Source organism: Actinacidiphila alni, assembly GCF_900112845.1.
Taxonomy (GTDB): domain Bacteria; phylum Actinomycetota; class Actinomycetes; order Streptomycetales; family Streptomycetaceae; genus Actinacidiphila; species Actinacidiphila alni.
Map to the genome: position 1 here is coordinate 60,394 of NZ_FONG01000013.1, position 24,424 is coordinate 84,817.

Annotated in this window: 21 protein-coding genes; 10 read left to right on the forward strand and 11 right to left on the reverse strand. The window is 71.5% G+C overall.

Going from position 1 to position 24,424, the window contains the following annotated elements; translation table 11 throughout:
- Positions 1–420 precede the first annotated feature (420 nt).
- Complete coding sequence (locus BM076_RS21655; RefSeq protein WP_093715317.1) at positions 421–1,125, reverse strand: TetR/AcrR family transcriptional regulator; 705 nt, start codon at positions 1,123–1,125, stop codon at positions 421–423.
- A 676-nt stretch (positions 1,126–1,801) separates the two neighbouring features.
- Between BM076_RS21655 and BM076_RS21660 the strand changes: the two genes are divergently transcribed.
- The gene (locus tag BM076_RS21660) at positions 1,802–2,125 is read left to right on the forward strand and encodes a MerR family transcriptional regulator (RefSeq protein ID WP_093715318.1); all 324 of its coding nucleotides are present in this window, start codon (positions 1,802–1,804) and stop codon (positions 2,123–2,125) included.
- 48 nt (positions 2,126–2,173) lie between these two features.
- Here the strand turns inward: BM076_RS21660 and BM076_RS21665 are convergent, their stop codons facing one another.
- From BM076_RS21665 to BM076_RS21690, 6 genes are all read right to left on the reverse strand, one after another.
- Positions 2,174–2,377, reverse strand: a complete 204-nt coding sequence (locus BM076_RS21665) for a cold-shock protein (protein ID WP_093715319.1) — start codon at positions 2,375–2,377, stop codon at positions 2,174–2,176.
- Positions 2,378–2,771: 394 nt separating this feature from the next.
- Entirely contained in the window at positions 2,772–4,289 is a 1,518-nt protein-coding gene (gene adh, locus BM076_RS21670; RefSeq protein WP_093715320.1) for an aldehyde dehydrogenase, read from the reverse strand.
- A gap of 150 nt (positions 4,290–4,439) precedes the next feature.
- Positions 4,440–5,672, reverse strand: coding sequence for a helix-turn-helix domain-containing protein (locus BM076_RS21675; protein WP_093715321.1), 1,233 nt, complete (start codon positions 5,670–5,672; stop codon positions 4,440–4,442).
- Positions 5,673–5,950: 278 nt separating this feature from the next.
- Entirely contained in the window at positions 5,951–6,436 is a 486-nt protein-coding gene (locus BM076_RS37645) for a hypothetical protein (protein ID WP_245796205.1), read from the reverse strand.
- Between the two features lie 83 nt (positions 6,437–6,519).
- Positions 6,520–7,209 (reverse strand): TetR/AcrR family transcriptional regulator, encoded by a 690-nt coding sequence (locus tag BM076_RS21685; RefSeq protein WP_093715322.1) that lies wholly within the window; start codon positions 7,207–7,209, stop codon positions 6,520–6,522.
- A 199-nt stretch (positions 7,210–7,408) separates the two neighbouring features.
- The gene (locus tag BM076_RS21690; protein ID WP_143120606.1) at positions 7,409–9,052 is read right to left on the reverse strand and encodes a hypothetical protein; all 1,644 of its coding nucleotides are present in this window, start codon (positions 9,050–9,052) and stop codon (positions 7,409–7,411) included.
- A 333-nt stretch (positions 9,053–9,385) separates the two neighbouring features.
- On the opposite strand from BM076_RS21690, the gene BM076_RS21695 reads away from it, so the two are divergent.
- Positions 9,386–9,781 (forward strand): TOBE domain-containing protein, encoded by a 396-nt coding sequence (locus BM076_RS21695; protein ID WP_093715324.1) that lies wholly within the window; start codon positions 9,386–9,388, stop codon positions 9,779–9,781.
- A gap of 66 nt (positions 9,782–9,847) precedes the next feature.
- On the opposite strand, the gene BM076_RS21700 is transcribed toward BM076_RS21695, so the two are convergent.
- Positions 9,848–10,273: an SRPBCC family protein gene (locus BM076_RS21700; RefSeq protein WP_093715325.1), complete on the reverse strand. Its 426-nt coding sequence runs from the start codon at positions 10,271–10,273 to the stop codon at positions 9,848–9,850.
- Positions 10,274–10,585: 312 nt separating this feature from the next.
- Here BM076_RS21700 and BM076_RS21705 point away from each other — a divergent pair, with 312 nt between their 5' ends.
- Both BM076_RS21705 and crcB read left to right on the forward strand, forming a co-directional pair.
- Positions 10,586–11,128, forward strand: a complete 543-nt coding sequence (locus tag BM076_RS21705; protein ID WP_407640688.1) for a fluoride efflux transporter FluC — start codon at positions 10,586–10,588, stop codon at positions 11,126–11,128.
- The gene (gene crcB, locus BM076_RS21710) at positions 11,125–11,499 is read left to right on the forward strand and encodes a fluoride efflux transporter CrcB (RefSeq protein ID WP_093715326.1); all 375 of its coding nucleotides are present in this window, start codon (positions 11,125–11,127) and stop codon (positions 11,497–11,499) included. Before BM076_RS21705 ends, crcB begins: the two co-directional genes overlap by 4 nt.
- Positions 11,500–11,570: 71 nt before the next feature.
- Here the strand turns inward: crcB and BM076_RS21715 are convergent, their stop codons facing one another.
- From BM076_RS21715 to BM076_RS21725, 3 genes are all read right to left on the reverse strand, one after another.
- Positions 11,571–12,392, reverse strand: coding sequence for a hypothetical protein (locus BM076_RS21715; protein ID WP_093715327.1), 822 nt, complete (start codon positions 12,390–12,392; stop codon positions 11,571–11,573).
- Positions 12,393–12,486: 94 nt separating this feature from the next.
- Positions 12,487–14,931 (reverse strand): phosphoketolase family protein, encoded by a 2,445-nt coding sequence (locus tag BM076_RS21720; RefSeq protein ID WP_093715328.1) that lies wholly within the window; start codon positions 14,929–14,931, stop codon positions 12,487–12,489.
- Between the two features lie 199 nt (positions 14,932–15,130).
- On the reverse strand, positions 15,131–16,006 hold the full coding sequence (locus BM076_RS21725; RefSeq protein WP_093715329.1) for a LysR family transcriptional regulator: 876 nt from the start codon (positions 16,004–16,006) through the stop codon (positions 15,131–15,133).
- Between the two features lie 253 nt (positions 16,007–16,259).
- Between BM076_RS21725 and BM076_RS21730 the strand changes: the two genes are divergently transcribed.
- From BM076_RS21730 to BM076_RS21755, 6 genes are all read left to right on the forward strand, one after another.
- Positions 16,260–17,345 carry an MBL fold metallo-hydrolase gene (locus tag BM076_RS21730; RefSeq protein ID WP_093715330.1) on the forward strand — a complete coding sequence of 362 codons (1,086 nt, stop codon included), beginning with the start codon at positions 16,260–16,262 and terminating at the stop codon, positions 17,343–17,345.
- A gap of 169 nt (positions 17,346–17,514) precedes the next feature.
- Positions 17,515–18,996, forward strand: coding sequence for an FAD-linked oxidase C-terminal domain-containing protein (locus tag BM076_RS21735; RefSeq protein ID WP_093715331.1), 1,482 nt, complete (start codon positions 17,515–17,517; stop codon positions 18,994–18,996).
- A gap of 1 nt (position 18,997) precedes the next feature.
- Entirely contained in the window at positions 18,998–20,146 is a 1,149-nt protein-coding gene (locus tag BM076_RS21740) for an FAD-binding oxidoreductase (protein WP_093715332.1), read from the forward strand.
- Complete coding sequence (locus BM076_RS21745; protein WP_218160103.1) at positions 20,147–21,745, forward strand: (Fe-S)-binding protein; 1,599 nt, start codon at positions 20,147–20,149, stop codon at positions 21,743–21,745. It begins immediately after the preceding gene.
- A gap of 14 nt (positions 21,746–21,759) precedes the next feature.
- Positions 21,760–23,589, forward strand: a complete 1,830-nt coding sequence (locus BM076_RS21750; RefSeq protein ID WP_093715333.1) for an L-lactate permease — start codon at positions 21,760–21,762, stop codon at positions 23,587–23,589.
- Positions 23,590–23,935: 346 nt separating this feature from the next.
- Entirely contained in the window at positions 23,936–24,421 is a 486-nt protein-coding gene (locus BM076_RS21755; RefSeq protein WP_093715334.1) for a cation:proton antiporter regulatory subunit, read from the forward strand.
- The last annotated feature ends 3 nt before the right edge of the window (positions 24,422–24,424 follow it).

Consider the following 24,424-nt stretch of genomic DNA (forward strand, 5'->3'; position numbering starts at 1 on the left):
GCACGGCGGCGGTTGGGCTGAGTGACGAATGCATTCGTGAGGAATGCATTCGCTGACGCTGGATGTGCGTGTGCGCCGCACCCTTGGGGGCGGCGGGTGCCGCCCCGTAGGAGTCCGGTGCTGTGCGGGAGGAAGAGTCGAGGAGGAGGACGTGTGAGGGTGGGTAGCGGGCGCCGCGTCATGCGTACGGGGAGCCGGGAACACCGCCGGTCGGTCGGCTCAGCGAATGCCCGGTGGGCGGGGCGTGGCTGCGCCTGGGCCCGATGGCGCCTTTACCGCTGACCGTGGACCTCGGCAGCCGCGTCAGCTCGTGAGCCGTGCGTGCGCGCCGTGTATGCGCAGAACACGGACCAGGGGAAGACCTCCCGGCCCCGCCCCCCACGGTGGTGACGGGCTTGGGTGACGGGCCGGATTACGGGTTCATCCGTTTCCACTGAGTTCGCGCGCGGAGGCGGCCATGATCCCGTCGAGCAGGACGTCGAAGGACCAGTCCGCACGGGACGAGCCGTCCCCGGACATCAGCTCGCCGCCGAGCCGGACGATGTTGGGATAGCGGCTCTCGTCCAGTGCGGTGATCTGCTCGGAGAGTGCCTCCAGATCCTTGCTCCGCCGGGCCGCGGGCCGCTGGCTGTGCTCGACCGCGACCGCGGTCGGGAACAGCAGCAGCAGATCCAGACCCCAGGCCGCGGCCCGGTCCGAGACACCGCCTTCGGCGAGCAGATCGAGCACCGCCTCGCCCAGCCGCAGGTAATTCGGGCCGTTCGGCTGCGTGGACAACGCCATCCTGGAGATCTCCGGGTAGGAGAACAGCACCTCCGCGTAGCCGGCCAGCAGCACCTTCAGCCGCTCGCGCCACGTTCCCGCCCCGGCCGGCGGTACGTCGACGGCCGCCAGCAGCGCGTCGAGGATCTGTGCGTGCAGGTCCTCGGTGTCGCGCACATAGACGTACAGCGAAGCCGGACCGGTATCGAGCGCGGCGGCGATACGGGTCATCTTCACCTTCTTCAGGCCCTCCTCCCGCAGGATGACCAGGGCGGCGTCGATGATCCCCTGCCGGGTGAGAGGCGGTTTCGACGGCCGCTCACGCCTGCTGCGCGGCGTTCGGGCACTGTCGGCGATTCTCATGCGGCGACGCTATCACGAATGCATTCGTTACGACGGTGTTCGGCGGACGGATCCCGTTGCCGACCGATCCGCCGGCCGCTGGCCACCGGCCGCGTGGCCGCGTAGCGACCTGGTCCGTCGGTGGCAGTGGGACGGCACCTGGCACCACATCCTGAGCCGGCTCCAGCCGCCGACCGATAGGCCGACACTGGAGAAAATCTGTCATGGCGACAGTAGACATTGGGGTCGGCGGGGGCTAAGGTTTTCTTCGTAGCCCAGAGATCAGTCGGGCGCGGCAGAGGTGAACTGCCGCGCAAGCAGGTCAATGCAGGAGCGACCCGACAGCGGAGCGGCGGAGCCGGAAGTGGTGGGTTCTTCCGCTGGCGGTCGGGTCGAGCGACCCGAGGGGCCGCACAGCAGTACCGTGTCACCAGCCAGTACAGATCGGTCGAAAAGGTAAGGAGCAGACGCCATCAGGATCGCCCGGGACCGGACGATGTCCGCCCGGGTACCGCAGACCCCGGATTGGAAGGTGGTCCCCGGTCACGCAACCGCGATCCCTGCAGTCCCGACCTCGCAGGCGGGCCTGTGGAAGAAGGAGACCGGCGCAGTCAGCCGGCAGATGGTGTTGAAAGCTCGGGGTCCGAGCGCCTGTTGGCGCTCGGACCCCTCGATGCGTCCCCGGAAGAAGAGGTCTATGCCCCCTCGCGGTACCCGCCCTGCGGACAAGTTCGACGACGACGACTATCCCGCCTACACCATGGGCCGGGCTGCCGAGATGCTCGACACCACGCCCGCCTTCCTGCGCGCGTTGGGCGAACACCGCCTGATCACGCCCCTACGGTCCGAAGGCGGCCACCGCCGCTATTCCCGCTACCAGCTCCGCATCGCCGGACGGGTGCGCGAACTCGTCGACTCCGGCACGCCCATCGAGGCCGCGTGCCGCATCATCATCCTTGAGGATCAGCTGGAGGAAGCCCAGCGCATCAACGAAGAACTCCGCAGCCAGCGTCCGGCCTGATCCCTCGACCGGAGGGTGCGGGCCCCAGCCGCAAGTGGGTCGGGCGCGTCAGGCGGGAACGATGTTCTCGGCCGTCGGGCCCTTCCGGCCCTGCGCGATGTCGAAGGTCACCTTCTGGCCTTCGAGCAGTTCACGGAAGCCCTGGGCGGCGATGTTCGAGTAGTGGGCGAACACGTCAGCGCCGCCACCGTCCTGCTCGATGAAGCCGAAGCCCTTTTCCGAATTGAACCACTTCACGGTGCCTGAACTCATGTCGTTCTCCTTCGGGGCAGTGCACCGGAATCCGCACGGTACGAATCCCGTGTCGCCGCGATGATTACCCCGACCGGAAAAATCGGAATTACCAGGAATTCTTCAGCGGCGCTAACGCCGACCGAAACACCTGAAGTATTGGGAACCACGACCGCAACCGAGACGACAGTAGCACGCCTAGGGGCACCGAGCAGGCCGGATAACGCAATTACGGCCGCCACGAAAGTAAATCTGTGCGCGGCTCCGGCTAAAATTCTGAATCCGTCGGAACAGCTTTTGGGGCAGCCACGGCACAGCATTCCGGGACGGGCCGGTCGGCTGAGCCGACGGCGCCGAGTGGGCCAAGGCGGTGCCTGGCCCGGTAAATGCCAGGCCAGGCAACGCCGTTGGCGGCCTAGAAGAAGCCGAGCTTCTTCGGGGAGTAGGAGACCAGGAGGTTCTTGGTCTGCTGGTAGTGCTCCAGCATCATCTTGTGGTTCTCGCGGCCGATGCCCGAATTCTTGTAGCCGCCGAAGGCCGCGTGTGCCGGGTAGGCGTGGTAGCAGTTGGTCCAGACGCGGCCGGCCTTGATCTCCCGGCCGAGCCGGTAGGCGGTGTTGCCGTCGCGGGTCCAGACGCCCGCGCCGAGGCCGTACAACGTGTCGTTGGCGAGCTTGAGGGCCTCGTCGGTGGAGTCGAAGGTGGTGACCGAGACGACCGGGCCGAAGATCTCCTCCTGGAAGATCCGCATGTTGTTGGTGCCGCGGAAGACGGTCGGCTCGATGTAGAAGCCGCCTTCGAGGCCGGGGACGGTACGGGAGGTGCCGCCGGTGAGGATCTCGGCGCCCTCCTGCTTGCCGATGTCGAAGTACGAAAGGATCTTCTCGTACTGGTCGTTGCTGGCCTGCGCGCCGAGCATGGTCGCCGGGTCCAGCGGGTTGCCGCCGACGATGGCGCGGGTGCGCTCCAGGCAGCGCGCCATGAACTCGTCGTAGATCGAGGAGTGGATCAGGGCGCGGGACGGGCAGGTGCAGACCTCGCCCTGGTTGAGGGCGAACATCACGAAGCCCTCGATGGCCTTGTCCAGGTAGTCGTCGTCGGCGGCCATCACGTCGGGCAGGAAGATGTTGGGGCTCTTGCCGCCCAGCTCCAGCGTCACCGGAATGATGTTCTCGCTGGCGTACTGCATGATCAGCCGGCCGGTGGTGGTCTCGCCGGTGAAGGCGACCTTCGCCACCCGGGGGCTGGATGCCAGCGGCTTGCCCGCCTCCACCCCGAAGCCGTTGACGACATTGACCACACCGGCGGGCAGCAGATCGGCGATCAGCTCGATCACCACCAGCAGGCTGACCGGTGTCTGCTCGGCCGGCTTGATCACCACGCAGTTGCCCGCGGCGAGCGCCGGCGCCAGCTTCCAAGTGGCCATCAGGATCGGGAAGTTCCATGGGATGATCTGCCCGACCACGCCGAGCGGCTCGTGGTAGTGGTAGGCGACGGTCTCGGCGTCGATCTCCGAGATGCTGCCCTCCTGCGCGCGCAACGCACCCGCGAAGTAGCGGAAGTGGTCCACCGCCAGCGGCAGGTCGGCAGCCATGGTCTCGCGGACCGGCTTGCCGTTCTCCCAGGTCTCGGCCACCGCGAGCTTCTCGAGATTCTCCTCGATCCGGTCGGCGATCTTGTTGAGGATGTTCGCCCGCTCCGTGGCCGAGGTGCGGCCCCACGGTCCGGCCGCCGCGTGCGCGGCGTCCAGGGCGAGTTCGATGTCGGGCGCGGTGGACCGCGCCACCTGACAGAAGGTCTGGCCGGTGACCGGGGACGGATTGTCGAAGTACTGCCCCTCGACCGGGGCGACCCAGTCGCCGCCGATGAAGTTGTCGTACCGCTGGGCGAAGCTGACGATACTGCCCTCGGTGCCTGGCTGCGCGTAGACCATGTCGGCGCTCCTCGGTGAACCGGTGTACCGGTGTGCGGGTTACGGTGTCGGCACTCACTGTGGTCGCCCGAGGTTGGCGAAAGGTTGGCGCCCGCGGTGGCGAAAGGTCGGCGCCCGCTTCCGGGGGTACCGGCCCGATACGACGCGGTGTCAGATCTCCAGCGCGGCGGTCAGCCTGCCGGCCGCGATGCCCCGGCGGGCGTCGCCAGGACCCAGCAGCCGCAGCGCGTGCTCGTGCACGGCGACGTCGTACGGCGCGCGCTCGCCGTAGCGCAGCGCGTGCTCCGGGCTGGTGTCCGCCAACACCGCCTCGCGCACCACCACTTCGAGGTGCTCGCGCCAGGCCACGATGCCCGGCGCCTCGGACATCGGCAGCAGCGGGCCGCGGTAGTGCGTCACCGCGGCGTCCAGGTCGCCGTACTCCAACGCCCGCAGCACCTCGGCCGCGTCGCAGTTCACCGGCACGGTCAGCGCGTAACGGCGGGTCGCCACACCGCCGTTCAGCGCGCGCCGCAGATGCGACAGTTCGGCCTTGAAGGTGGACGCGGTCACCGGCCGGTCGCCGTAGAGACAGGCGCGCAGCCGGTCCGGCGCGAAGCCGTCGGGCTCCAGCGCGAGCAGGGTCAGGATCTCCAGCTGCCGCGGCGGAAGGTGCAGCGGCTGCCCGTCGTTGGTGGCCCGCACCGAGCCGAGGCAGCGCAGATCGAGTCCCGCCGGCCGCTCCGGCTCACCCGCGACGTCCAGCAGCCTGGCCTCTATCGCCGAGGCCAGCGTCCGTACCGTCGGCAGGGCCAGTGGATGCGACCGGTCCCAGGTGGTGGACAGGTCGAGGACGCCGAGCACCCGGCCGTCCGGGGCGTGGATCGGCGCGCAGTAGCAGACCCAGCCGTGCAGCGCGGCCACCAGGTGCTCGGCGGAGAAGACGGTGCTCGGACGGCCGGTGCGCAGCGCCAGCGACAGCGCGTTGGTACCCATCGCGCCCTCGTCCCAGCGCCCGCCCGGGGCGAAGTTGACCCGCTCGGCCCGGCGCCGCATGAGCCGGCCGCCGCAGGTCCACAGGATCGTCCCGGACTCGTCGGTGACCGCCGCCACGAAACCCGCGTCCTCGGCGATGCTGCGCAGTTCCGCGGAGAGATCGGTGACCGGCGCCCGCAAGGGCGAGCCCTTCCACCGGGGATGGACCGCGCCGTCCTCGCTGACCGGGGCGCTGTCCCGGGCCGGGTCGACAGTGCCGACGCTGCGCACCCATGACTCGGTGACCTCGCGGCGCAGCGGCGCCGGGCCTGCCGGATAGCCGCCCGCGGACCTCAACTGCGGTACGCGGCGGGCCCATTCGTTCTCCAGCACGGTCCTGCGGTGCCGGAGCGCACCCTGCTCTGCCATGGCCTTCCCGACTTCTCCGCCGTCATCGTCGTCGACATGGATATCCGGGCACTGCGCGGGCCGCCCCCGCACGGGGCGGCGTGATCCGCATCATAATCGGACACCTCGACCGCAGGAAGGCCGTTTGCGGCAGCGGTACCGATACGGGTAAGGAACTGGCACGGGTAGGGGACCGATACGAGTAGGTGACCGGTACGGGCAGGGGCGCGGCCGGGCGGTGACCGCCCGGCATCACGGATTCGCGGTCGCGGCCGGCCGCACCCTGTCCAGGTCCGGCCTCAGTGGCCGAACAGGTGCCGCGCGTGCCGGTGCCGTGTCGCACCCGCCCGCTCCGGCGGCCGGTCGTCGTCGGCGGCCCGCCCGGTGTCCGCGCCGTAGCCCGGCGTCCCGTCGGGTTCGTACGCGTGGTCGGGCGCGTGGCCCTCACGGGCGGCGGGCGCGGTCTCCTGCTCGGTCATCGTGTCGAGCCGGGCCGCGAGCGCGTCGCGTTCCCGCGCGTTCTCGGCGGCGCTCCTGCGCGCTTCGGTGAGCTTGCGCGACCTGTGCCGCCGGCTCACCCCGCCCGCCATGGCCATCGCCGCGCCCAGGCAGAAGATCAGCGCGAGCGCCAGACCGGCGCAGAAGATCTCCAGCGAGTTCATCGTCGCGATGGAGTGCCCGAGTACGGACACGTTGTAGTCGGGACCTCCGGATGTGTTGTCGGCGATCACGAGTCCGGTGAAGACACCGGCTCCGGCCAGGAGCAGCAGTCCCAGGATCAGCATGTGCGGTCACCTCCGATGGTGCGCTGCTTGTCCCTCGGCTACCCACCGGTCCGTGTGTCATGCTCCCGCCCGCCGCGTACGGTCTACGCCTCGGCTGCGGCTGCGGCTGCGGTTCCGGCCGTGACCGCGACTGCCGCCGCCTGCCGCACCGCCAGGAGCTGCTGCTCGTACAGCGGCGCCGGGTCGACGCCCATCGAGGTGAAGTTGTCCTCGATCTCCAGGCTCACCAGGCCGTGCAGGCCCGCCCACAGGCTCATCGTGTGGAAGACCGCCGCCTCGGTGGGGCCGCCGAACAGCGGCGCGACGACCGAGACCGCCACCTCCATGGCCGGCTGCGACGCCTCGACCAGTTCGTTCGCCTGTGGGTCGTAGCCGACCAGCGGGGCCCGGAACAGCAGCCGGTAGCGGTGGGGCTGGGCCACCGCCCAGTCGCGGTACGCGGCGGCCACCGCCGCCATCCCGGCCGGCGCCTGCTGCCCCGCGGCCGCCTCCGCCGCCGACCGCAGCGCCTGCGCCAGGTCCCGGTAGCCGTCGATGACCAGCTCGGTGAGCAGCCGGTCGCGGTTGGCGAAGTACCGGTAGAGCGCCGGGCCCGACATGCCCAGGGCCTTGGCGATGCCATTGAGCGACAGCGCCTGCGGGCCGCCCTGCGCGAGCTGGTCGAGGGCGATCTGCTTGCTCTCCCCACGGACCTGGTCGCGGAATCTGGCCCGTGGCCCGGTCGCGGCGCCGCTCGGGCCCGCGCCCGTGCCGCCGGGGGACGGCTCCGCCATCGGGCCGCCTCCTCTCCTGGATCGCTCCGCCCGCACGGCGCGGGCCTGTTTGACGCTTGTGGAAACCTTACGCGGCGTCGAGGGAGTTACCAGCTGTAACAAAAGCGAGAGCGATGCCCGTGGCGATGGGGGGCCGGCGTCCGGGGCCGGCACCGTGGCAGAACCCCGCGCCGCCGCACCGAAGCCGTCGATCACACGGTCACACGGTGTCCGCCACTTCGTACGCGGCCCGGCGCGCGGTGCCGTGACGGCCGTGGGCGGCCCGATCCGGCGGGTCGTACGGCAACGCCTCGGGGACCGTGACGGTGCGGTCGCGCTCACCGTTCCGGACGGCGTCGTCCTTCCGGTAATGCTCCACGAAAAGGCCGGTGGCCAGGACGTCGTCGCCGTTGACGACCACACCGGTCTGCGCGGTGTCGACCGTCCGGCCGACCCCCGTGCCGTGGTCGGCGCGCCACACGCGGACGTGGTCGAGCAGCACATTGTCGCTGTTGACGACCAGGCCCCTGGCGGCCCGGCCCGGGCCCGCGCCGCCGACCCGGAAGAACACGTCCTGCAACGAGGTGGGATCGCACGGGTCGGTGCGCCGGCCGCGCCTGCTGCCGACCTCGAGCAGCGCGGGCGACTCGGTCGTACCGGCGTCGAAGAGCAGCCCCGCGATACGTACGCCCGTGACGTCGGCGACCTTCATCGGCACCGCGCCGCCGACCGGCACCAGGGTCGGGAAGCCGATACCCAGCACCACGGTGCCGGACCACTTGACCTTGATGGACTCCGCGAGCCGGTAGACACCGGGGGTCAGCAGCAGGTGCTTGCCCTGCGCCAGCGCGCGATTGACGGCGCGCACCGAGTCCGTGGGCCTGGCGATGAAGAACCGCTCGATCGGCACGGAGGAACCCGGCGTCGTACCGCCGGTCCAGGACGCGCCGACCGCGTCGTACCGCGGCGACGGCAGGAACACCCGGAAGCGGCCTGCGGAATCGACGTAGAGGAAGGGCTTCTCACGGCTGAGGGGGCCGGCCGGCAGCGCCGTGTACGGCGGGGACTGTTTCGCGAAGGGCTGTTCGGGCGCGCCGGTCACACCGGCGAAGACCTGGTCCCACACGCCGTCGGACCAGGAGCCGACCGCGCTGTCCCGGATGAGGCACCGCTGGTGCGAGGCGTTGACCACCTGGCCGTCCACCACCGAGTCGGCGATGAATCCGCCGCTGGAGAAGCCGTCTTGGTGCGGGAGGAGGAAGAGCCGGCCGCGGATGTGCGCCCGGCGCAGCGACGCGGCCCGGGACGCCGCCCACCGGTTGATGCCGTCGGTCGGCACCACGGCCAGATTCTCGGCCGAGCGCCAGACGTCGGCCGGCGCGCTGTCGCCGCCGCCCGGCCGCGGCTGCCCCTCGGCTCGCACCGCGCCGTTGATCGTCACGTCGTCGGGGGACAGGCCCAGGCCCGCGACCGAGGTGTAGTGGCCGAGCCGCGCGTCCACGTCGTACGTACCGGGCTTGAACAGGAACGCGTGGCGCCGCGGGCCGGATTCGTTCGCGACCTGCGCCGCGGTCGCGGCGTCCAGGGCGGCCTGGACGCCGGCGGCGGGCATTGTCGGGTCGAAGACCGTGACGTGCGGGCCGAAGTCCGGGTGGGTGTCCGGGGTCGGCCGCGCGGGGGAGTGCGCCGCGCCGGTCGTCGCCCCCGCCGTCACCGGCAGCACGCCGGCGAAGGCCGCCGTGGTGATCAGCGAACGGCGGCGGCCCGGACCGCCGTGCTCCCCGGCGCCGAGCGGCTGCCGCTCGGACCGCGGCACCGGCGGCGCCTGGGGAAGTGCACTGTCCGCGGCCCTGGACGAAGACATGAGCGACGACCACCTTCTGACTTCTGACGACGGCAGGGAGGAGGATCGAGAGCCGGTTGAGAGCGCTCTCTCGGAGACGTACCCTCGCGGGCCGCGCGACGGTGTGTCAAGCGTCATGAGAGCGCTCTCTTCCAGCGCGCGCACCGGTCGTCCCCCCGGATTCACCGGGACACCACTGGTCACAGAAGCACGGGAGCGGGATACGGGTGCGGGCGCGGACATACCGGTGCGGGCACCCGGGCGCGGACATACGGGCAGGGCGCGACGGGACACGGACGCGGCGACGGGACACGGACGCGGGGACCGGCGCGCGGCGCGCCTATTGTCTTCCCCATGCAGTCCTACACGATCGGCCAGGCCGCCCGGCTCCTGGGCGTCAGCCCCGACACGGCCCGCCGCTGGGCGGACGGCGGCCGGGTCGCCACCCACCGCGACGACAACGGCCGCCGGCTCATCGACGGCCGCGACCTCGCCGCCTTCTCGGTGGAGATCGCGCAGTCCGACTCCGGCGACGAGGAGGTGTCGTACACCTCGGTGCGCAACGCCTTCCCCGGCATCGTCACGGCCGTGAAACTCGGCGACGTGGCGGCCCAGGTGGAGATCCAGGCCGGGCCGCACCGGCTGGTGTCCCTGCTGACCCGCGAGGCGGTCGAGGAGCTGGGCCTCGAGGTCGGCATGCAGGCCACCGCCCGGGTGAAGTCCACCAACGTGCACATCGACCGCGCCTGAGGCCGTATCGGCGCCTTCCCCGTGTGCGGGGCTGCGAGGCACACCTACGCCGTGGCGACGGGCCGCTCAGGCGGGTGCTTCGCTGCGTTCCTTGAGGCCGGCCGCCTCCATCTCGATGTAGCGGCGGGTCATCCCGCCCGCCACCAGGCCGACCAGCCCGGCGAGCGCGCCGCGCTGGTGGACCACCAGGGTCATCCGGGTGTCCGCGCCGTCCGCGACGAGCAGGTGGTCGCCGCGCGTGGTCACACCGGTGCTCGCGGACTCCCAGGAGAAGCGGGTGCCCTCGGTGAGGTCGGTGACCGTCCACACCGCCTTGCGCAGCTTGGGCTGCTCGACCTCGAATCTGCTGCCCACCGCGATCTCCCTGCCGTCCAGGCCCCGGACCGAGGTCATCGACGCGGTCAGCGCGGGCCAGTTCTCGACGTCGGTGAGGACCGCCCACACCCGTTCGACGGACGCGTGAATGGTGATCGAGGTCTGATACGTCGGCACAGGACTCTCCCTCGTGGTGGCGCGGCTGCGGCGGAGCCAGACTCCCACGGCGGCGCCCCGCGCGTGTCCCCGGCCCCGCGCGTTCCCCACGGCACCCGTGCCCCGGTTCCGCGCCGCCGGGGAGAGGGGTGACCCGGTCGCGGTCCGCGCGCCGCGGCCGGTACGCTGGGGGATCTGCGATGCTCCCCGGAGCGCCGCGCGGCGGTGGGGCCCGCCGTATCCGAACCACGGCGACGCGGCCGTCAACGGTCCCTACTTGCGACACGGGCGTGCCATGCCGGCGCGGCCCGGCCCGGTGAGTAGGAGACGAAGGTGCCAGAAGCACGGTCCACGACGGCCGAAGAGCCCGTCGACCCCGATATCGACCTGCACGATCCCGTCCAGCGCAGGCAGTCCGGCGAGAGCCAGGCGCCGGTGGTGGCGATGGTCGCGATCGGCGGCGCGATCGGCGCCTGCGCCCGCTACGGTGCCGGTCTGATCTGGACGACGGCACCCGGCGCCTTCCCCTGGACGACGCTGCTCATCAACGCGGTGGGCTGCGCGGTCATCGGGGTGTTCATGGTGCTGATCACCGATTTCTGGAGCGCCCACCGCCTGGTGCGGCCCTTCTTCGGCACCGGGGTGCTCGGCGGCTTCACCACCTTCTCCACCTACGCCACCGACATCCGCGCGCTGGTCGACGGCGGGCACGCCCGTACCGGCCTGGCGTATCTGGCGCTGACCCTGGTCGCCGCCCTGGTCGCGGTGTGGGCGGCGGCGAGCGCGACGCGCCGGCTCGTGGCCGGACGGATCGCGGCGCGGGCGGAACGGTTCGAGCGGGCGGACGAGACGGCGGAAGAGGCGGGGGCGCGATGAACTGGCTGCTGGTCATCGTCGGAGCCGTGGTCGGCGCCCCGGCGCGCTATCTCACCGACCGCGCCGTGCAGCGACGGCACGACAGCGCCTTCCCCTGGGGCACCTTCACCATCAATGTCGTGGGCTGCCTGGTCCTCGGCCTGATCACCGGCGCGGTCGCCGAGGGCGCCGCGTCCTCGCACGTCCAACTCCTCGTCGGCACCGGCTTCTGCGGCACGCTCACCACCTACTCGACCTTCTCCTACGAGACGCTGCGGCTGGCCGAGAGCGGCGCACGCTTCTACGCCGCCGCCAACGCGGTGGCCAGCGTGGCCGCCGGCCTGGGCGCCGCCTTCACCGGTACGGCGCTCGCCCAGGCGTTCTGGGCCTGACCGGGCCTGACGGGCCGTACGGCGGGCGGCCGTTCAGGCTTGAGCGCTTCGGGCTTCAGCGCTTCAGGGCATCAAGGCTTGGCGAGCACGCTCATCAGATGCCGCACCGTACGGGGCAGCTCCGCCGCGTACGCCCGGGTGTCGGCCACGAGCGGACGCTCCGCGGCGCCGTCCGCCTTGGTGGGGGGCGCGCCTTCACCGTTCCACGCGTTGTCGGCGCTGACGCTGAGCGAGAAGACGGCTCCGCCGTGCTGGACGTTCACGGACTGGCTGAAGGTGCCGGTGGTGAGATAGGCGCGGTCGCCGAGTCCGCTGAGCGGTTCGGTGTGCTGATCGGTCGCCGGCACATACCCATAGCCGCCGAAGAGCGTGCCGCCCGGCGCCGACACCGCCACTTTCACCGCGTCCTCGAACTCCGGTGACGGGTCGGTCTTCTTGTGCAGGTCGACGGTGACGGAGATCGTGTACGAGGTCGACCAGCCGTCGCCCGCCGAGGTGTCCCCGGTCAGGTCGCACGAGACGTGGTCGAGCGTGCTGCCGGTGATCACCGGCCCGTCGTCCGAGCTGACCGTGGTCGCGCTGAGCCGGTCCACCAGCGGTTGCAGATTCTGCCCGGTGCAGGGGCTCTCGGTCAGGTGGTAGCCGTGCAGGTCCGGTGTACCGCTGTCGTCGTCATGGGTGCTCCTGAGCACTCCGGCCCACACCGCCGAGGTCACCAGGACCCCGGCGAGCGCCCACGCCCAGGGCCGGTGCCACCAGGCGCCGCCGGGCCGCCCGGCCGCCCCGCCGGGCGGCAACGGCCCCTGCTCGATGGCCTCGACGGCTTCGACGCCTCCGGGCCGGTCGCCGTCGCCGTCGTCGGACGAGTCCACCATCTCGGGTTCGGTGATCATCGGGTTCCCCTCCCTGGCCAGGGTCACCCTACGGCGTGACGGCCGGCCGCCGGACGGCGGCCTTCGGCCGTTCACGCCCGTCCGGCGGCGGCTTTCAGCTCGTCAGCGGGCGGATCGCCTCCGCCCAGCTCCAGTCGGCGACCTCCGGCAGGTCGGCGCCGTGCTCGCGGATCCAGTCGTGGTGGCGGAACCGGACGTCGGCCATCTGCTGGCGCAGCCCGGAGGCGCGTACGGCCAGGCCCGGGACGCGGTCGATGACGTCCATCACCAGGCGGTAGCGGTCCAGGTCGTTGCGGACGACCATGTCGAAGGGTGTGGTGGTGGTGCCCTCCTCCTTGTAGCCGCGCACATGCAGATCCGCGTGGTTGGCGCGGCGGTAGGTGAGCCGGTGGATCAGCCAGGGGTAGCCGTGGTAGCCGAAGATCACCGGGGTGCCGGGCGGCATGAGGGCGTCGTATTCGCGGTCGGGCATGCCGTGCGGGTGCTCCGCCTCGGGCAGCAGCCGGGCCAGGTCCACCACATTGACCACCCGGACCGCCAGATCGGGCAGGTGCCGGCGCAGCAGCGCGGAGGCCGCCAGCACCTCCTGGGTCGGGACGTCGCCGGCGCAGGCCAGCACCACATCGGGGACGCGGCTGCCGTCGTCGGTCCCGGCCCACTCCCACAGGCCCGCGCCGCGCGCGCAGTGGGCGCGGGCGTCGTCCAGGCCGAGCCAGTCGAAGCACGGCTGCTTGCCCGCGACGACGACATTGACGTAGTCGCGGCTGCGCAGCACGTGATCGGCCACCGACAGCAGGGTGTTGGCGTCCGGCGGCAGGTAGACCCGTACGGCCTCGGGGGACTTGTTGAGCACGTGGTCGACGAAGCCGGGGTCCTGGTGCGAGAAGCCGTTGTGGTCCTGCCGCCAGACATGGGAGGTCAGCAGGTAGTTGAGGGAGGCGATCGGGCGGCGCCAGCGCAGCCGTCGCGCGGTGCGCAGCCACTTGATGTGCTGGTTGGCCATCGAGTCGACGATGTGCACGAACGCCTCGTAGCAGGAGAACAGCCCGTGACGGCCCGTCAGGAGGTAGCCCTCCAGCCACCCTTGGCAGGTATGCTCGGACAGGATCTCCATCACCCGGCCGCCGCGCTGCAAGTGCTCGTCGGTGTCGAGGACTTCCGCCTCCCATGCCTTGCCGCTGGCGCGGTAGACGGCTTCGAGGCGGTTGGAGGCGGTCTCGTCCGGGCCGACGAGACGGAAGTCGCGGCGCGGCGTGGTCGCGGCCATGATCCGCTCCAGCAGGTCGCCCAGCACCCGGGTGGGTTCGTGGGTGGTCGCGCCCGGTGTCTCCACCGGCACGGCGAAGTCCTCCAGCGGCGGCATCGGCAGGTCGCGCAGCAGCAGACCGCCGTTGGCGTGCGGATTCATACCGAGCCGGCGCTCTCCCTGGGGGACGCAGGCGAGCACCGCGGCCGTCGGCCGCCCCTCGTCGTCGAAGAGCTCCTCCGGCCGGTACGAGCGCAGCCACGCCTCCAACTGCCGCAGGTGCTCCGGATTGTCGCGGACGCCGGACAGCGGCACCTGGTGGGCACGCCAGGTGCCCTCCACCGGGAGTCCGTCGACTTCGGCGGGTCCCGTCCAGCCCTTGGGGGTGCGCAGCACGATCATCGGCCACCGCGGGCGTTCGCCGTCCCGCCGGGCGCGGGCGGCGTCCTGGATCGCGGCGATCCGGTCGAGCGCGGTGTCCATGGCCACGGCCATCGCCCGGTGGACCGCCACCGGGTCGTCGCCGGTGACATGGATCGGCTCGTGGCCGTAGCCGCGCATCAGCTCGTCCAGCTCGCCCTCGCCGAGCCGGGCGAGCACCGTCGGGTTGGCGATCTTGTACCCGTTGAGGTGCAGGATCGGCAGGACGGCTCCGTCGTGGACGGGGTCGAGGAATTTGTTGGAGTGCCAGGAGGCCGCCAGCGGGCCGGTCTCCGCCTCGCCGTCGCCGATCACGCAGGCCACCAGCAGATCCGGGTTGTCGAAGGCCGCGCCGTAGGCGTGCGAGAGCGAATAGCCCAGCTCGCCGCCCTCGTGGATCGATCCCGGCGTCTCCGGCGCGACATGGCTGGGTATGCCGCCGGGGAAGGAGAACTGCCGGAAGAGCCGGGCCATGCCGTCGGCGTCCCGGCCGATGTCCGGATACGTGGCGGAGTAGCTCCCGTCCAGCCAGGAGTTGGCCACCACGGCGGGGCCGCCGTGCCCAGGGCCCCAGACGCAGATCGCGTCCAGGTCGCGCGCGGTGATCACCCGGTTGAGGTGGGTGTGGACCAGATTCAGGCCGGGGGAGGTGCCCCAGTGGCCGAGCAGCCGGGGCTTGATGTGCTCGGGCCGCAGCTCCTCGGTGAGCAGGGCATTGTCGAGCAGATAGATCTGGCCGACGGACAGGTAATTCGCCGCCCGCCAGTGGGCGAGGAGCGCTGCCAGTTCCTCGTCGCCGGGCGGGGCCGGTGCCGTGGCCGGTACCGGGGTCGTGGGGCGTGCTTGCTGCGGCTGGGGAGCGGCTGTCTCCACGGGCGGCCTCCACGCGATCGACGGACCTTCGGTGCCCTTCTGTCCCGGGGCACCGAACTCCACGCCAGCCTAGGAGCACGTTTCCCGCCCGGCACCCGGTCGCGGGCAGTCGGGTGCCCGGGCGCGGCGGGAGAGGGCCGGCCGGCCCCGGGCCGCCCGCCCACGGTCGGCTTTCACGGTCGGCCGTCCGGGTTCCCGGTCAGCGGTCGAGGTACGCGAGCAGCTCCTGCGCCGCCGGGCTCGGCCGGTCGGTGTCGGGGACGGCGACCGAGACCGCCCAGCCGCGGTCCCCGGCGCCGGTCATCGGCACCGCGCACAGCGACGCGGCGGATTCCTTGCGGGCGATCGGACGCGGCACCACGGCGATGCCGAGGCCGCACCTGACCAGGTCGATCAGCGTATGGACGTCGTAGACCTCGAGGGCGACCTGGCGGGTGGCGCCGCAGGCGGCGAAGGCGTGGTCGGTGAGCTGCCGGGCGCCCCAGTCGCCGTGGAAGTCCACGAAGGTCTCGCCCTCCAGTTCCGCCCATGTGACCTGCGGCTCGCCCGCCAGGCGGTGCCCCGGGTCGCAGAGCAGCACCATCGGCTCGGTGGTGAGCGGCAGCAGCCGTACGCCGTCCGGCGGCGGCCCCGGCAGTGTCACGAAAGCGACGTCGAGACGGCCGTCGGCGATGTCCTGTGCCAGGACGGCGGAGCCCGCCTGGCGCAGCCGCACCTCGACGTTGGGGTGCCGGGCCCGGAAGCGGGCCAGCAGGGCGCCGATGTCGATGGTGACGCACTGTTCGATGCCGACCGCGAGGGTGCCGCGCAGCAGCCCCTGCACGGCGGCGACGGCCTCCCGCGCGGCGCGGGCGCCCGCCAGTGTGCGGGTGGCCTCCACCAGCAACGCGCGTCCCGCGCCGGTGAGTTCGACGCTGCGGGTGGTGCGGACGAACAGCGGCGAGCCCAGCTCCCGCTCCAGCGCGCGCACCGAGGCGGACAGCCCCGACTGGGAGACCAGCATCCGCTGGGCCGCCCTGGTGAAGTGCCGCTCCTCGGCGACCGCGACGAAGTACTCGAGTTGGCGCAGTTCCACGATTGAGCACTCTAGCTGCTGAATCCCCGCGCTTTCTGCTGCCGGAGGTGTTCCCCGTGGTCGGCGGCCGGCCTGCCTGCGCTGTGGCCCGGCCTTGATCCATATCAGAACCGAACTACCTTGCGGCGCAAGTGTGATGCAGGCCATCTGTGACCCTTGACACGCTCATGGCGCGGCTGCATTCTTCCACCATTCGGTATTCAACTACCGAGTGGTGGAATCGACCTTGTCGCCAACACCCTGGAGCACCCGCATGAGAAATCCCATCAGATCCCGCATCGCGCTGGCCGCCACGGCATTCGTCCTGGTCGGCGGGGGAGTCGTCGCGACACCTGTGCTCGCCCAGTCCGGCGGGCACGGCAAGCCGGCACGGGACTACGACGCGGAGATCCTCGCCGCGCAGAAGGCCGCGAAGTCAGCGGCGGGACTGGAACACCTCGGCACCCTGAACCGGCTGTGCTTCCTGCCGCCGGTCAACGGCGCACCCAGCAGCAGCGACACCACACCGGCGTACATCGACGACCCGTCGAAGGCGCCGGCCAAGGACACCTGGTACGCCGACTCGGCCCAGGTCTTCGACAATCTCTACTTCGTCGGCGGATCCATCCACAGCGCCTGGATCCTCAAGACCAGCGACGGCCTGATCCTGATCGACTCCGGCTACCAGTACAGCGCCAAGACCCTGATCCTCGACGGGATGAAGCGGTTCGGCTTCGACCCGAAGGACATCAAGTACATCGTCATCTCGCACGCGCACGCCGACCACATCGGCGGCGTCGAAGTGGTCCAGAAGGCCACCAAGGGCGCGCGCGTGGTGATGGGAGCGGCCGACTGGGACGCGGTGAAGACGCACCCCAAGACCTTCAAGGGCCAGACGCCGAACTTCGCCACCGGCATCCGCGTCACCAAGAAGCGCGACCTGAAGCTGGGCGACACCACGCTCCACATCATCCCGACCCCCGGCCACACTCCGGGCACGCTGTCGTTCCTGTTCACGGTCCACGACCACGGGCAGCCGCTGACCGTCGCCTACTCCGGCGGCACCGCGCTGGGCTTCCAGAACGACAAGCCCGACCCCGGCATCGCCAACCTCAACCAGTACATCAACTCGGCGCAGACGATGCAGAAGGCCGCCGTCAAGGCGGGCGCCACGGTGCTGCTGTCCAACCACTCCGAATTCGACAACGCGGTCACCAAGACCCGTGAGCTGCCCAGCCGCGGCTTCGGACCCAACCCCTTCGTGAACGGCGCCACCTCCGTCGACAACTACTTCGATGTCGTCGTCGACTGCGCGAAGGCCGACGAACTCGGCCTCGAGAAGACGCTCGCCGGCCAGTAGACGGCCTTCGCACCCACCCGTCGGACACATCACCGCACCTGACGGGTGCCCCGGGCGGCGGCCGGCGGATGGCCGCCGCCCGGACTCTCCTTCTACCCACCTCGCCCGGCCGCCGCACCCGCCGCGGCCCACCTCTCACACGCCTCGTCACACATCGGAGGAGATCGCGATGTCCGCCGTCCCGGCCGACGCGACCCCGAAGTCCCCGGCGCTCGCCGCCCGCCTGCGGGCCACCATCGGCGCCGACAAAGTCCTCACCGACCCCGCCCAATTGCGCACCTACGAATGCGACGGCCTGACCAACTTCCGGGTACGGCCCGCCGTCGTCGTCCTCGCCGCCGACCGCGACGACGTGGTGGCGACCGTACGGCTGTGCGCCGCGGCCGGTGTCCCCTTCGTCGCCCGCGGCTCCGGCACCGGCCTTTCCGGCGGCGCCGTCCCCGTGGCCGACGGGGTCCTGATCGTGCTCTCCCGGCTCCGCCGGATCCTGGCCGTCGACCCCGACAACGCCCGCGTCGTCGTCGAGCCCGGCGTCATCAATCTGTGGGTGACCCGGGAGGCCGCGCCGTACGGCCAGGCGTACGCGCCCGACCCCTCCTCGCAGCAGGTCTGCTCGATCGGCGGCAATGTCGCGGAGAACGCGGGCGGCGCCCACTGCCTGAAGTACGGCTTCACCGTCAATCACGTCATGGGCGCCGAAGTCGTGCTGCCCGACGGCGAGGTGGTGCACCTCGGCGGCACCGCGCCCGAGCACCCGGGCCTCGACCTGCTCGGCGCCTTCGTCGGCAGCGAGGGCACCCTCGGCGTCGCCACCCGCGTCACCGTCCGCACCATCCAGGCACCCGAGACCGTACGGACCATGCTCGTCGGCTTCCACAGCGTCGAGGACGCGGCCGGCACGGTCAGCGACATCATCGCCGCGGGCATCGTGCCCGCCGCCATCGAGATGATGGACGCGCTCGCCATCGAGGCCGCGGAGGCCGCCGTCAACTGCGGCTATCCGCAAGGTGCGGTGGCCGTCCTGGTGGTCGAACTCGACGGCCCCGCCGTCGAGGTGGCCGAGCAGTTCGACCATGTGGAGCAACTCGCCGCGGCCCGGCACGCGTTCGAGACCAGGATCGCCCGCGACGAGGCCGAGCGGGCGCTGATGTGGAAGGGCCGCAAGTCGGCCTTCGCCGCCGTCGGCCGGATCAGCCCGGCCTACTACGTGCAGGACGGCGTCATCCCGCGCACCCGGCTGCCGGAGATCCTCACCGAGGTCGGCAGGCTCGCCGACGCCGCCGGCATCCGCGTCGCCAATGTCTTCCACGCCGGCGACGGCAATCTGCACCCGCTGATCCTCTTCGACGACACCGTGCCCGGCGCCGCGCACGCCGCCGAGGAGCTGGGCTTCACCATCCTCGACCTGTGCGTGGACGCCGGCGGCTCCATCACCGGTGAACACGGCGTCGGCCTGGAGAAGAAGTCCCGGATGCCCCGCCAGTTCTCTGCCGACGACCTGGACACCATGCAACTGGTGCGCTGCGCCTTCGACCCCGACGGCATCGCCAACCCCGGCAAGCAGTTCCCGACGCCGCGGCTGTGCGGCGAGCGGCCCGGGGTGCGCACCGCCGCCGACACCCACGACCCGGCGCTGGGCGAGGTGTTCTGAGATGACCACGCCCCACCCTGTCGGACCCGTCCGCACCGTGGCGGGTACCGTAGCCGCCGACGCCGTCGAACCGGCGACCGCGGCCGAGGTCGCCGAGGTGCTGCGGTCCACCACCGGCACCGTCGTGCCGGTCGGCGCCGGCACCAAGACCGGCTGGGCCGCCCCGCCCACCTCCTGCGACCTGCTGCTGCGCACCACCGGGCTCGACCGGATCGTCGAGCACGCACCCGGTGACCTCGTGGTGGTCGCCGAGGCCGGCGTCCCGCTCGCCCGGCTCCAGCAACGGCTGGCGGAACACGGCCAGATGCTCGCCCTCGACCCGCCCGAGGCGGGCGCGACCCTCGGCGGCATCGTCAGCGCCAACGCCTCGGGACCGCGCCGGCTGCGCTACGGCACCGCCCGCGACCTGCTGATCGGCGTCACCGTCGTCCTCGCGGACGGCACCGTCGCCAGGTCCGGCGGCAAGGTCGTCAAGAACGTCGCCGGATACGACCTCGGCAAGCTCTACACCGGAGCGCACGGCGCCCTCGGCGTCCTGGTCTCCACCACCTGGCGGCTGCACCCGCTGCCGCCGGTCACCGGCGCCGTGACCGTACCCGTACCGGACGCGGCACGCGCCGGGCGGTACGCCGCGCTGCTCGCCCGATCCACGCTGACCCCCACCGCCGTCGAACTCAACTGGATTGACGGGACAGGGGAGTTGACGGCGCTCTTCGAGAGCAGCGCCGCGTCCGTGCGCGCCCAGACCCGGGCCGCGATCGCGCTGCTCGGCGCCGGCCGCGCGGCGGAGGCACCGCCTTCATGGTTCGGCGTCCGGCCGGCGGGCGCCCTCGTGCTGCGGCTGGCGTACGAACCCTTCGCGCTGCCGCGGGTGCTCGAAGCACTGCCCGACGGCGCCACCGGCACCGCGTCCGCCTGCACCGGTGTGGGCTACTTCGCGGTGCCCGCGGACAGCGACCTCGCGGCGCTGCGGGCGGCGATCGCGCCGTACGACGGCTCGGCCGTGGTGCTCGCCGCCGACGACGCGGCGCGCGCCGTGCTGGACCACTGGGGGCCGGTCGGTGACGCGTTCGGCCTGATGACCCGGGTCAAGGACCGGTTCGACCCCGAGCGGCGCCTGTCGCCCGGCCGACTGCTCGGAGGACTCTAGATGACCGCGGACACCCCCAAGGGACCGCACAGCACGGCCGGTTCCGTGAACGGCGACGCGGCCGGGCGGCCCCCCGCGGCCCCCGCCGCCCCCGGGACACCCCCGCGCCCGACGCCGCCGCCCGTCCTCGGCCCCGCCGTCGCGCCCAGCGCGGGCGCCGCCACCGTCGCCCTCGGCATGCCGGGCAGCGGACCGCCGCCCGGCAGCGCCTTCGACGCGGTCCACCCGCCGGACGCCGCGCTGATCGGGGACTGCGTGCACTGCGGCTTCTGCCTGCCGAGCTGCCCCACCTATGTGCTGTGGGGCGAGGAGATGGACAGCCCGCGCGGCCGTATCGACATCATGAAAGGCGGACTCGAAGGCGACGCCTTCGACGCCGACAGCGTCCGCCACCTCGACCAGTGCCTGGGCTGCATGGCCTGCGTGACCGCCTGCCCCTCGGGCGTGCAGTACGACAAGCTCATCGAGAGCACCCGCGCACAGCTCGAACGCAGGGTCCCGCGACCGCGCGGCGAACGGCTGCTGCGGGCCCTGATCTTCGGCCTCTTCCCCTACCCGCGCCGGCTGCGCGCGCTGCGCGGCCCCCTGCGGGCGTACCAGTCCTCCGGCGCCGGACGGCTGCTCGCCCGCGCCGGGGTGCTGCGCCGGCTGCCGCGCCCGCTCCAGGCCATGGAAGCGCTGGCACCCAAGCTCGGCCCGGTCGAGAAGCTGCCCGAGCGCACCCCGGCGACCGGCACCCGGCGCCGTACCGTCGGCCTGCTCACCGGCTGCGTCCAGGGCACCTTCTTCCCCGACGTCAACGCCGCCACCGTACGGGTGCTCGCCGCCGAGGGCTGCGATGTCGTCGTGCCGCGCGGCCAGAGCTGCTGCGGGGCGCTGTCGGCCCATGCGGGCCGGGCACCCGAGGCGGAACGCTTCGCCAAGTCCGTCATCGAGACGTTCGAGGCGGCGGGTGTGGACACGATCGTGGTCAACGCGGCGGGCTGCGGCTCCAATCTCAAGGAGTACGGCCACCAGCTGCGCGACGAACCCGGCTGGGCGGACCGCGCGGAGGCCCTCGCCGCCAAGGTCATGGACATCACCGAACTCCTCGACGAGCTGGGCCCGGTGGCCACCCGCCACCCGCTGCCCATGACCGTCGCCTACCAGGACGCCTGCCACCTCGCACACGCCCAGTCCGTACGCGACCAGCCCCGCCGGCTGCTGCGCGGTGTCCCCGGCCTGGAACTGCGGGAGTTGGCCGAGGCCGACATCTGCTGCGGCAGCGCGGGCACCTACAACCTGCTGCACTCGGAACCCGCCCGCGAACTCGGTGAGCGCAAGGCGAAGGCCGTGCTCGCGACCGGCGCCCAGGTGATGGTCACCGCGAATCCCGGCTGCTGGATGCAGGTCGCGACCACCCTGGCCCGCATGGGCGAACGGCTGCCGGTGGCCCACACCGTGCAGGTGCTCGACGCCTCGATCCGCGGTGTGCCGGTGGACCGGCTGCTCGCGCGGGCCCTCGACGGCCCCGGCACCGTCCTGTCGTACGCCACCCCCAAGACCATCACCACGGATCAGCCGTCCCGTGGCGTGGACCCGTCCTCTCCAGCGTCGTAGAAAAAGGGTGCACCATGATCCTCGCCAACTACCAACAGGACTACCGGCCGTTGGGGGACTCGCTCGGGCTGTCCTCCCTCGTCGCGATCCTCCCGCTGCTCGTACTGTTCGTGCTGCTCGGCGTGTTGAAGATGAAGGCGTGGCTGGCCTCGCTGATCTCCCTGGTGGTCGCCGTGGTCGTCGCCACCGGCGCCTACTCGATGCCGCTGGGTGACGCGCTCAACAGCGGTGTCCTGGGCGCCGCCTTCGGCTTCTTCCCGATCATGTGGATCGTCATCAACGCGATCTGGGTCTACAACCTGACCGTGGAGACCGGGCACTTCGACGTGCTGCGCCGCTCCTTCGCCTCGATCAGCGACGACCAGCGCGTGCAGGCCATCATCATCGCCTTCTGTTTCGGCGCGCTGATGGAGGCGCTCGCGGGCTTCGGCACACCGGTGGCGATGTGCTCGGTGATGCTGATCGCCCTGGGATTCCGGCCGCTGAAGGCCGCGACCGTCGCCCTGGTGGCCAACACCGCGCCGGTCGCCTTCGGCGCGATCGCCGTGCCCATCACCACCCTGTCCGGCGTCACCGGACTGCCGGTCGACGACCTGGGCGCGATGGTCGGACGGCAGACCCCGGTGCTGGCGCTCTTCGTGCCGCTCGCCCTGGTCTTCATCGTGGACGGCAAGCGCGGCCTGCGGCAGACGTGGCAGCCCGCGGTGCTCTGCGGTGTCGTCTTCGCCCTCTTCCAGTACCTGTCCTCGAACTTCTGGTCCGTCCAGCTCGCCGACATCATCGCGGCGCTGGCCGCCGCGCTGGCGCTGCTGCTGCTCACCCGGGTGTGGCGGGCGAGCGAGACGTACACGGAGACCGACACCGAGGGCGACGGCTTCGGCAATACGGCCGCCGGCCCGGGCCGTACCGGCGACGGCACAGGTCCGGGAACCGGCACGGGCGGCGGATCGGGTACGGGAACCGGCGGCGGCGGTGAACACGGCGGCTCCTCCGACTCCGACGTGCTCACCCGCGTCAGCGCCGACACCGAACGCCCCACCCGGGACACGCCGCTGGACATCTTCAAGGCGTACGCGCCCTACCTCGCGATCATCGTGGTGTTCGTGCTGGCCACCCGGGTGTCCGCGATCACCGGCAAGCCGCCGACGAAGGTCGGCACCACCGGCAGCGGCATCGAATCGGTGACGCACATCGTCAAGTGGCCCGGCCTGCACATCACCAATGCCGCGGGCGACCCGGTCGCGACCACCTTCAAGCTCAACTACCTGTCGGCGGCGGGCACTTTGCTGCTGATCTCCGGTGTGCTCAGCATGCTGCTGCTCCAGGTCGGCGTCCGGCGCAGCCTGCGCGCGTACGGCCGCACCCTGGACCAGCTGAAATTCGCGATCCTCACCGTGATGCTGGTGCTCGGCCTCGGCTACATCATGAACGAGTCCGGCCAGACCACCACCCTCGGCCTGTGGGTGGCCGGCGCGGGCGGCGCCTTCGCGTTCCTCTCGCCGATCCTCGGCTGGCTCGGCGTCGCGGTCACCGGTTCCGACACCTCGTCCAACTCGCTGTTCGGCGCGCTCCAGATCACCGCCGCCCACCAGGCCGACCTGTCGCCGACGCTGATGGCGGCGGCGAACTCCTCGGGCGGCGTGCTCGGCAAGATGATCTCCCCGCAGAATCTCGCGATCGCGGCGGCGGCCGTCGGCTTCGAGGGCCGCGAGGGCATCCTCTTCCGCCGGGTGATCGTCTGGAGCCTGATCTTCCTGGCCTTCATGTGTGTGCTGGTCTACCTCCAGAGCACCCCGGTGCTGGACTGGATGGTCGTCACCACGCACGCCACGACCGGCGGCTGACCCGCAGGACCCGCAGGACCCGCACAACCCGAAGGACCCGACCGTCCCGTACAGCGTCCGCTCCGGCCCGCGCACCCCCGCGGTCCGGAGCGGACGCTTTTCCGGTACGGGTGACCCACTGCATAGGTGTATGCGGAATTTATCCGTTATGCCGTGCGCTAGAGTCTTGACCAGCTCTTTAAGAAAGCTGCGCCGACGAGTTGAGGAGGGTACGCCATGGTTCGCCCACGCGACGCCGTACCCGATACGGATCTCCTCCCGGCGCCCTGCGTCTGAACGTCCGGCTCCCTCCGGGGTCGGGCAGGTCCCGCACACCGCAAGTCCCGTCCCCCGATGGAGCACGTTCATGGAACCCACCACCCGCGCCACCAAAACCCCGCTACCGGGAGTCGGTGTCCGCTACGACGTGAAGACCGAGGCCGGCCGGCACCTGTCGGTGGTCGTGCACCACGACGGACGGCGCACGCTCGCCTTCCACGACCCCGGCGACGACGACGCCTGCAAGGACGCCGTGGTGCTGGAGTCGTACGAGGCCACCGCACTGGCCCGGCTGCTGCCGCCCGACCCCGTCGGGCACCTGCGCAAGGACTTCGAGATCGACCTGGTCACCGAGCACATCACGGTGACCAAGCGGTCGCCGTACGCCGGGCTCACCCTCGGCGCCACCCAGGCGCGTACCCGTACCGGCGCCTCCATCGTGGCGGTGCTGCGGCGTACGTCCGCCACCCCGTCACCCACCCCCGACTTCCGCTTTGCCGTCGGCGACACCCTCGTCGTCGTCGGTACCCGCGAGGGCGTCGACGCCGTCGCCGAACTGATCACGGGAGGATAGAAG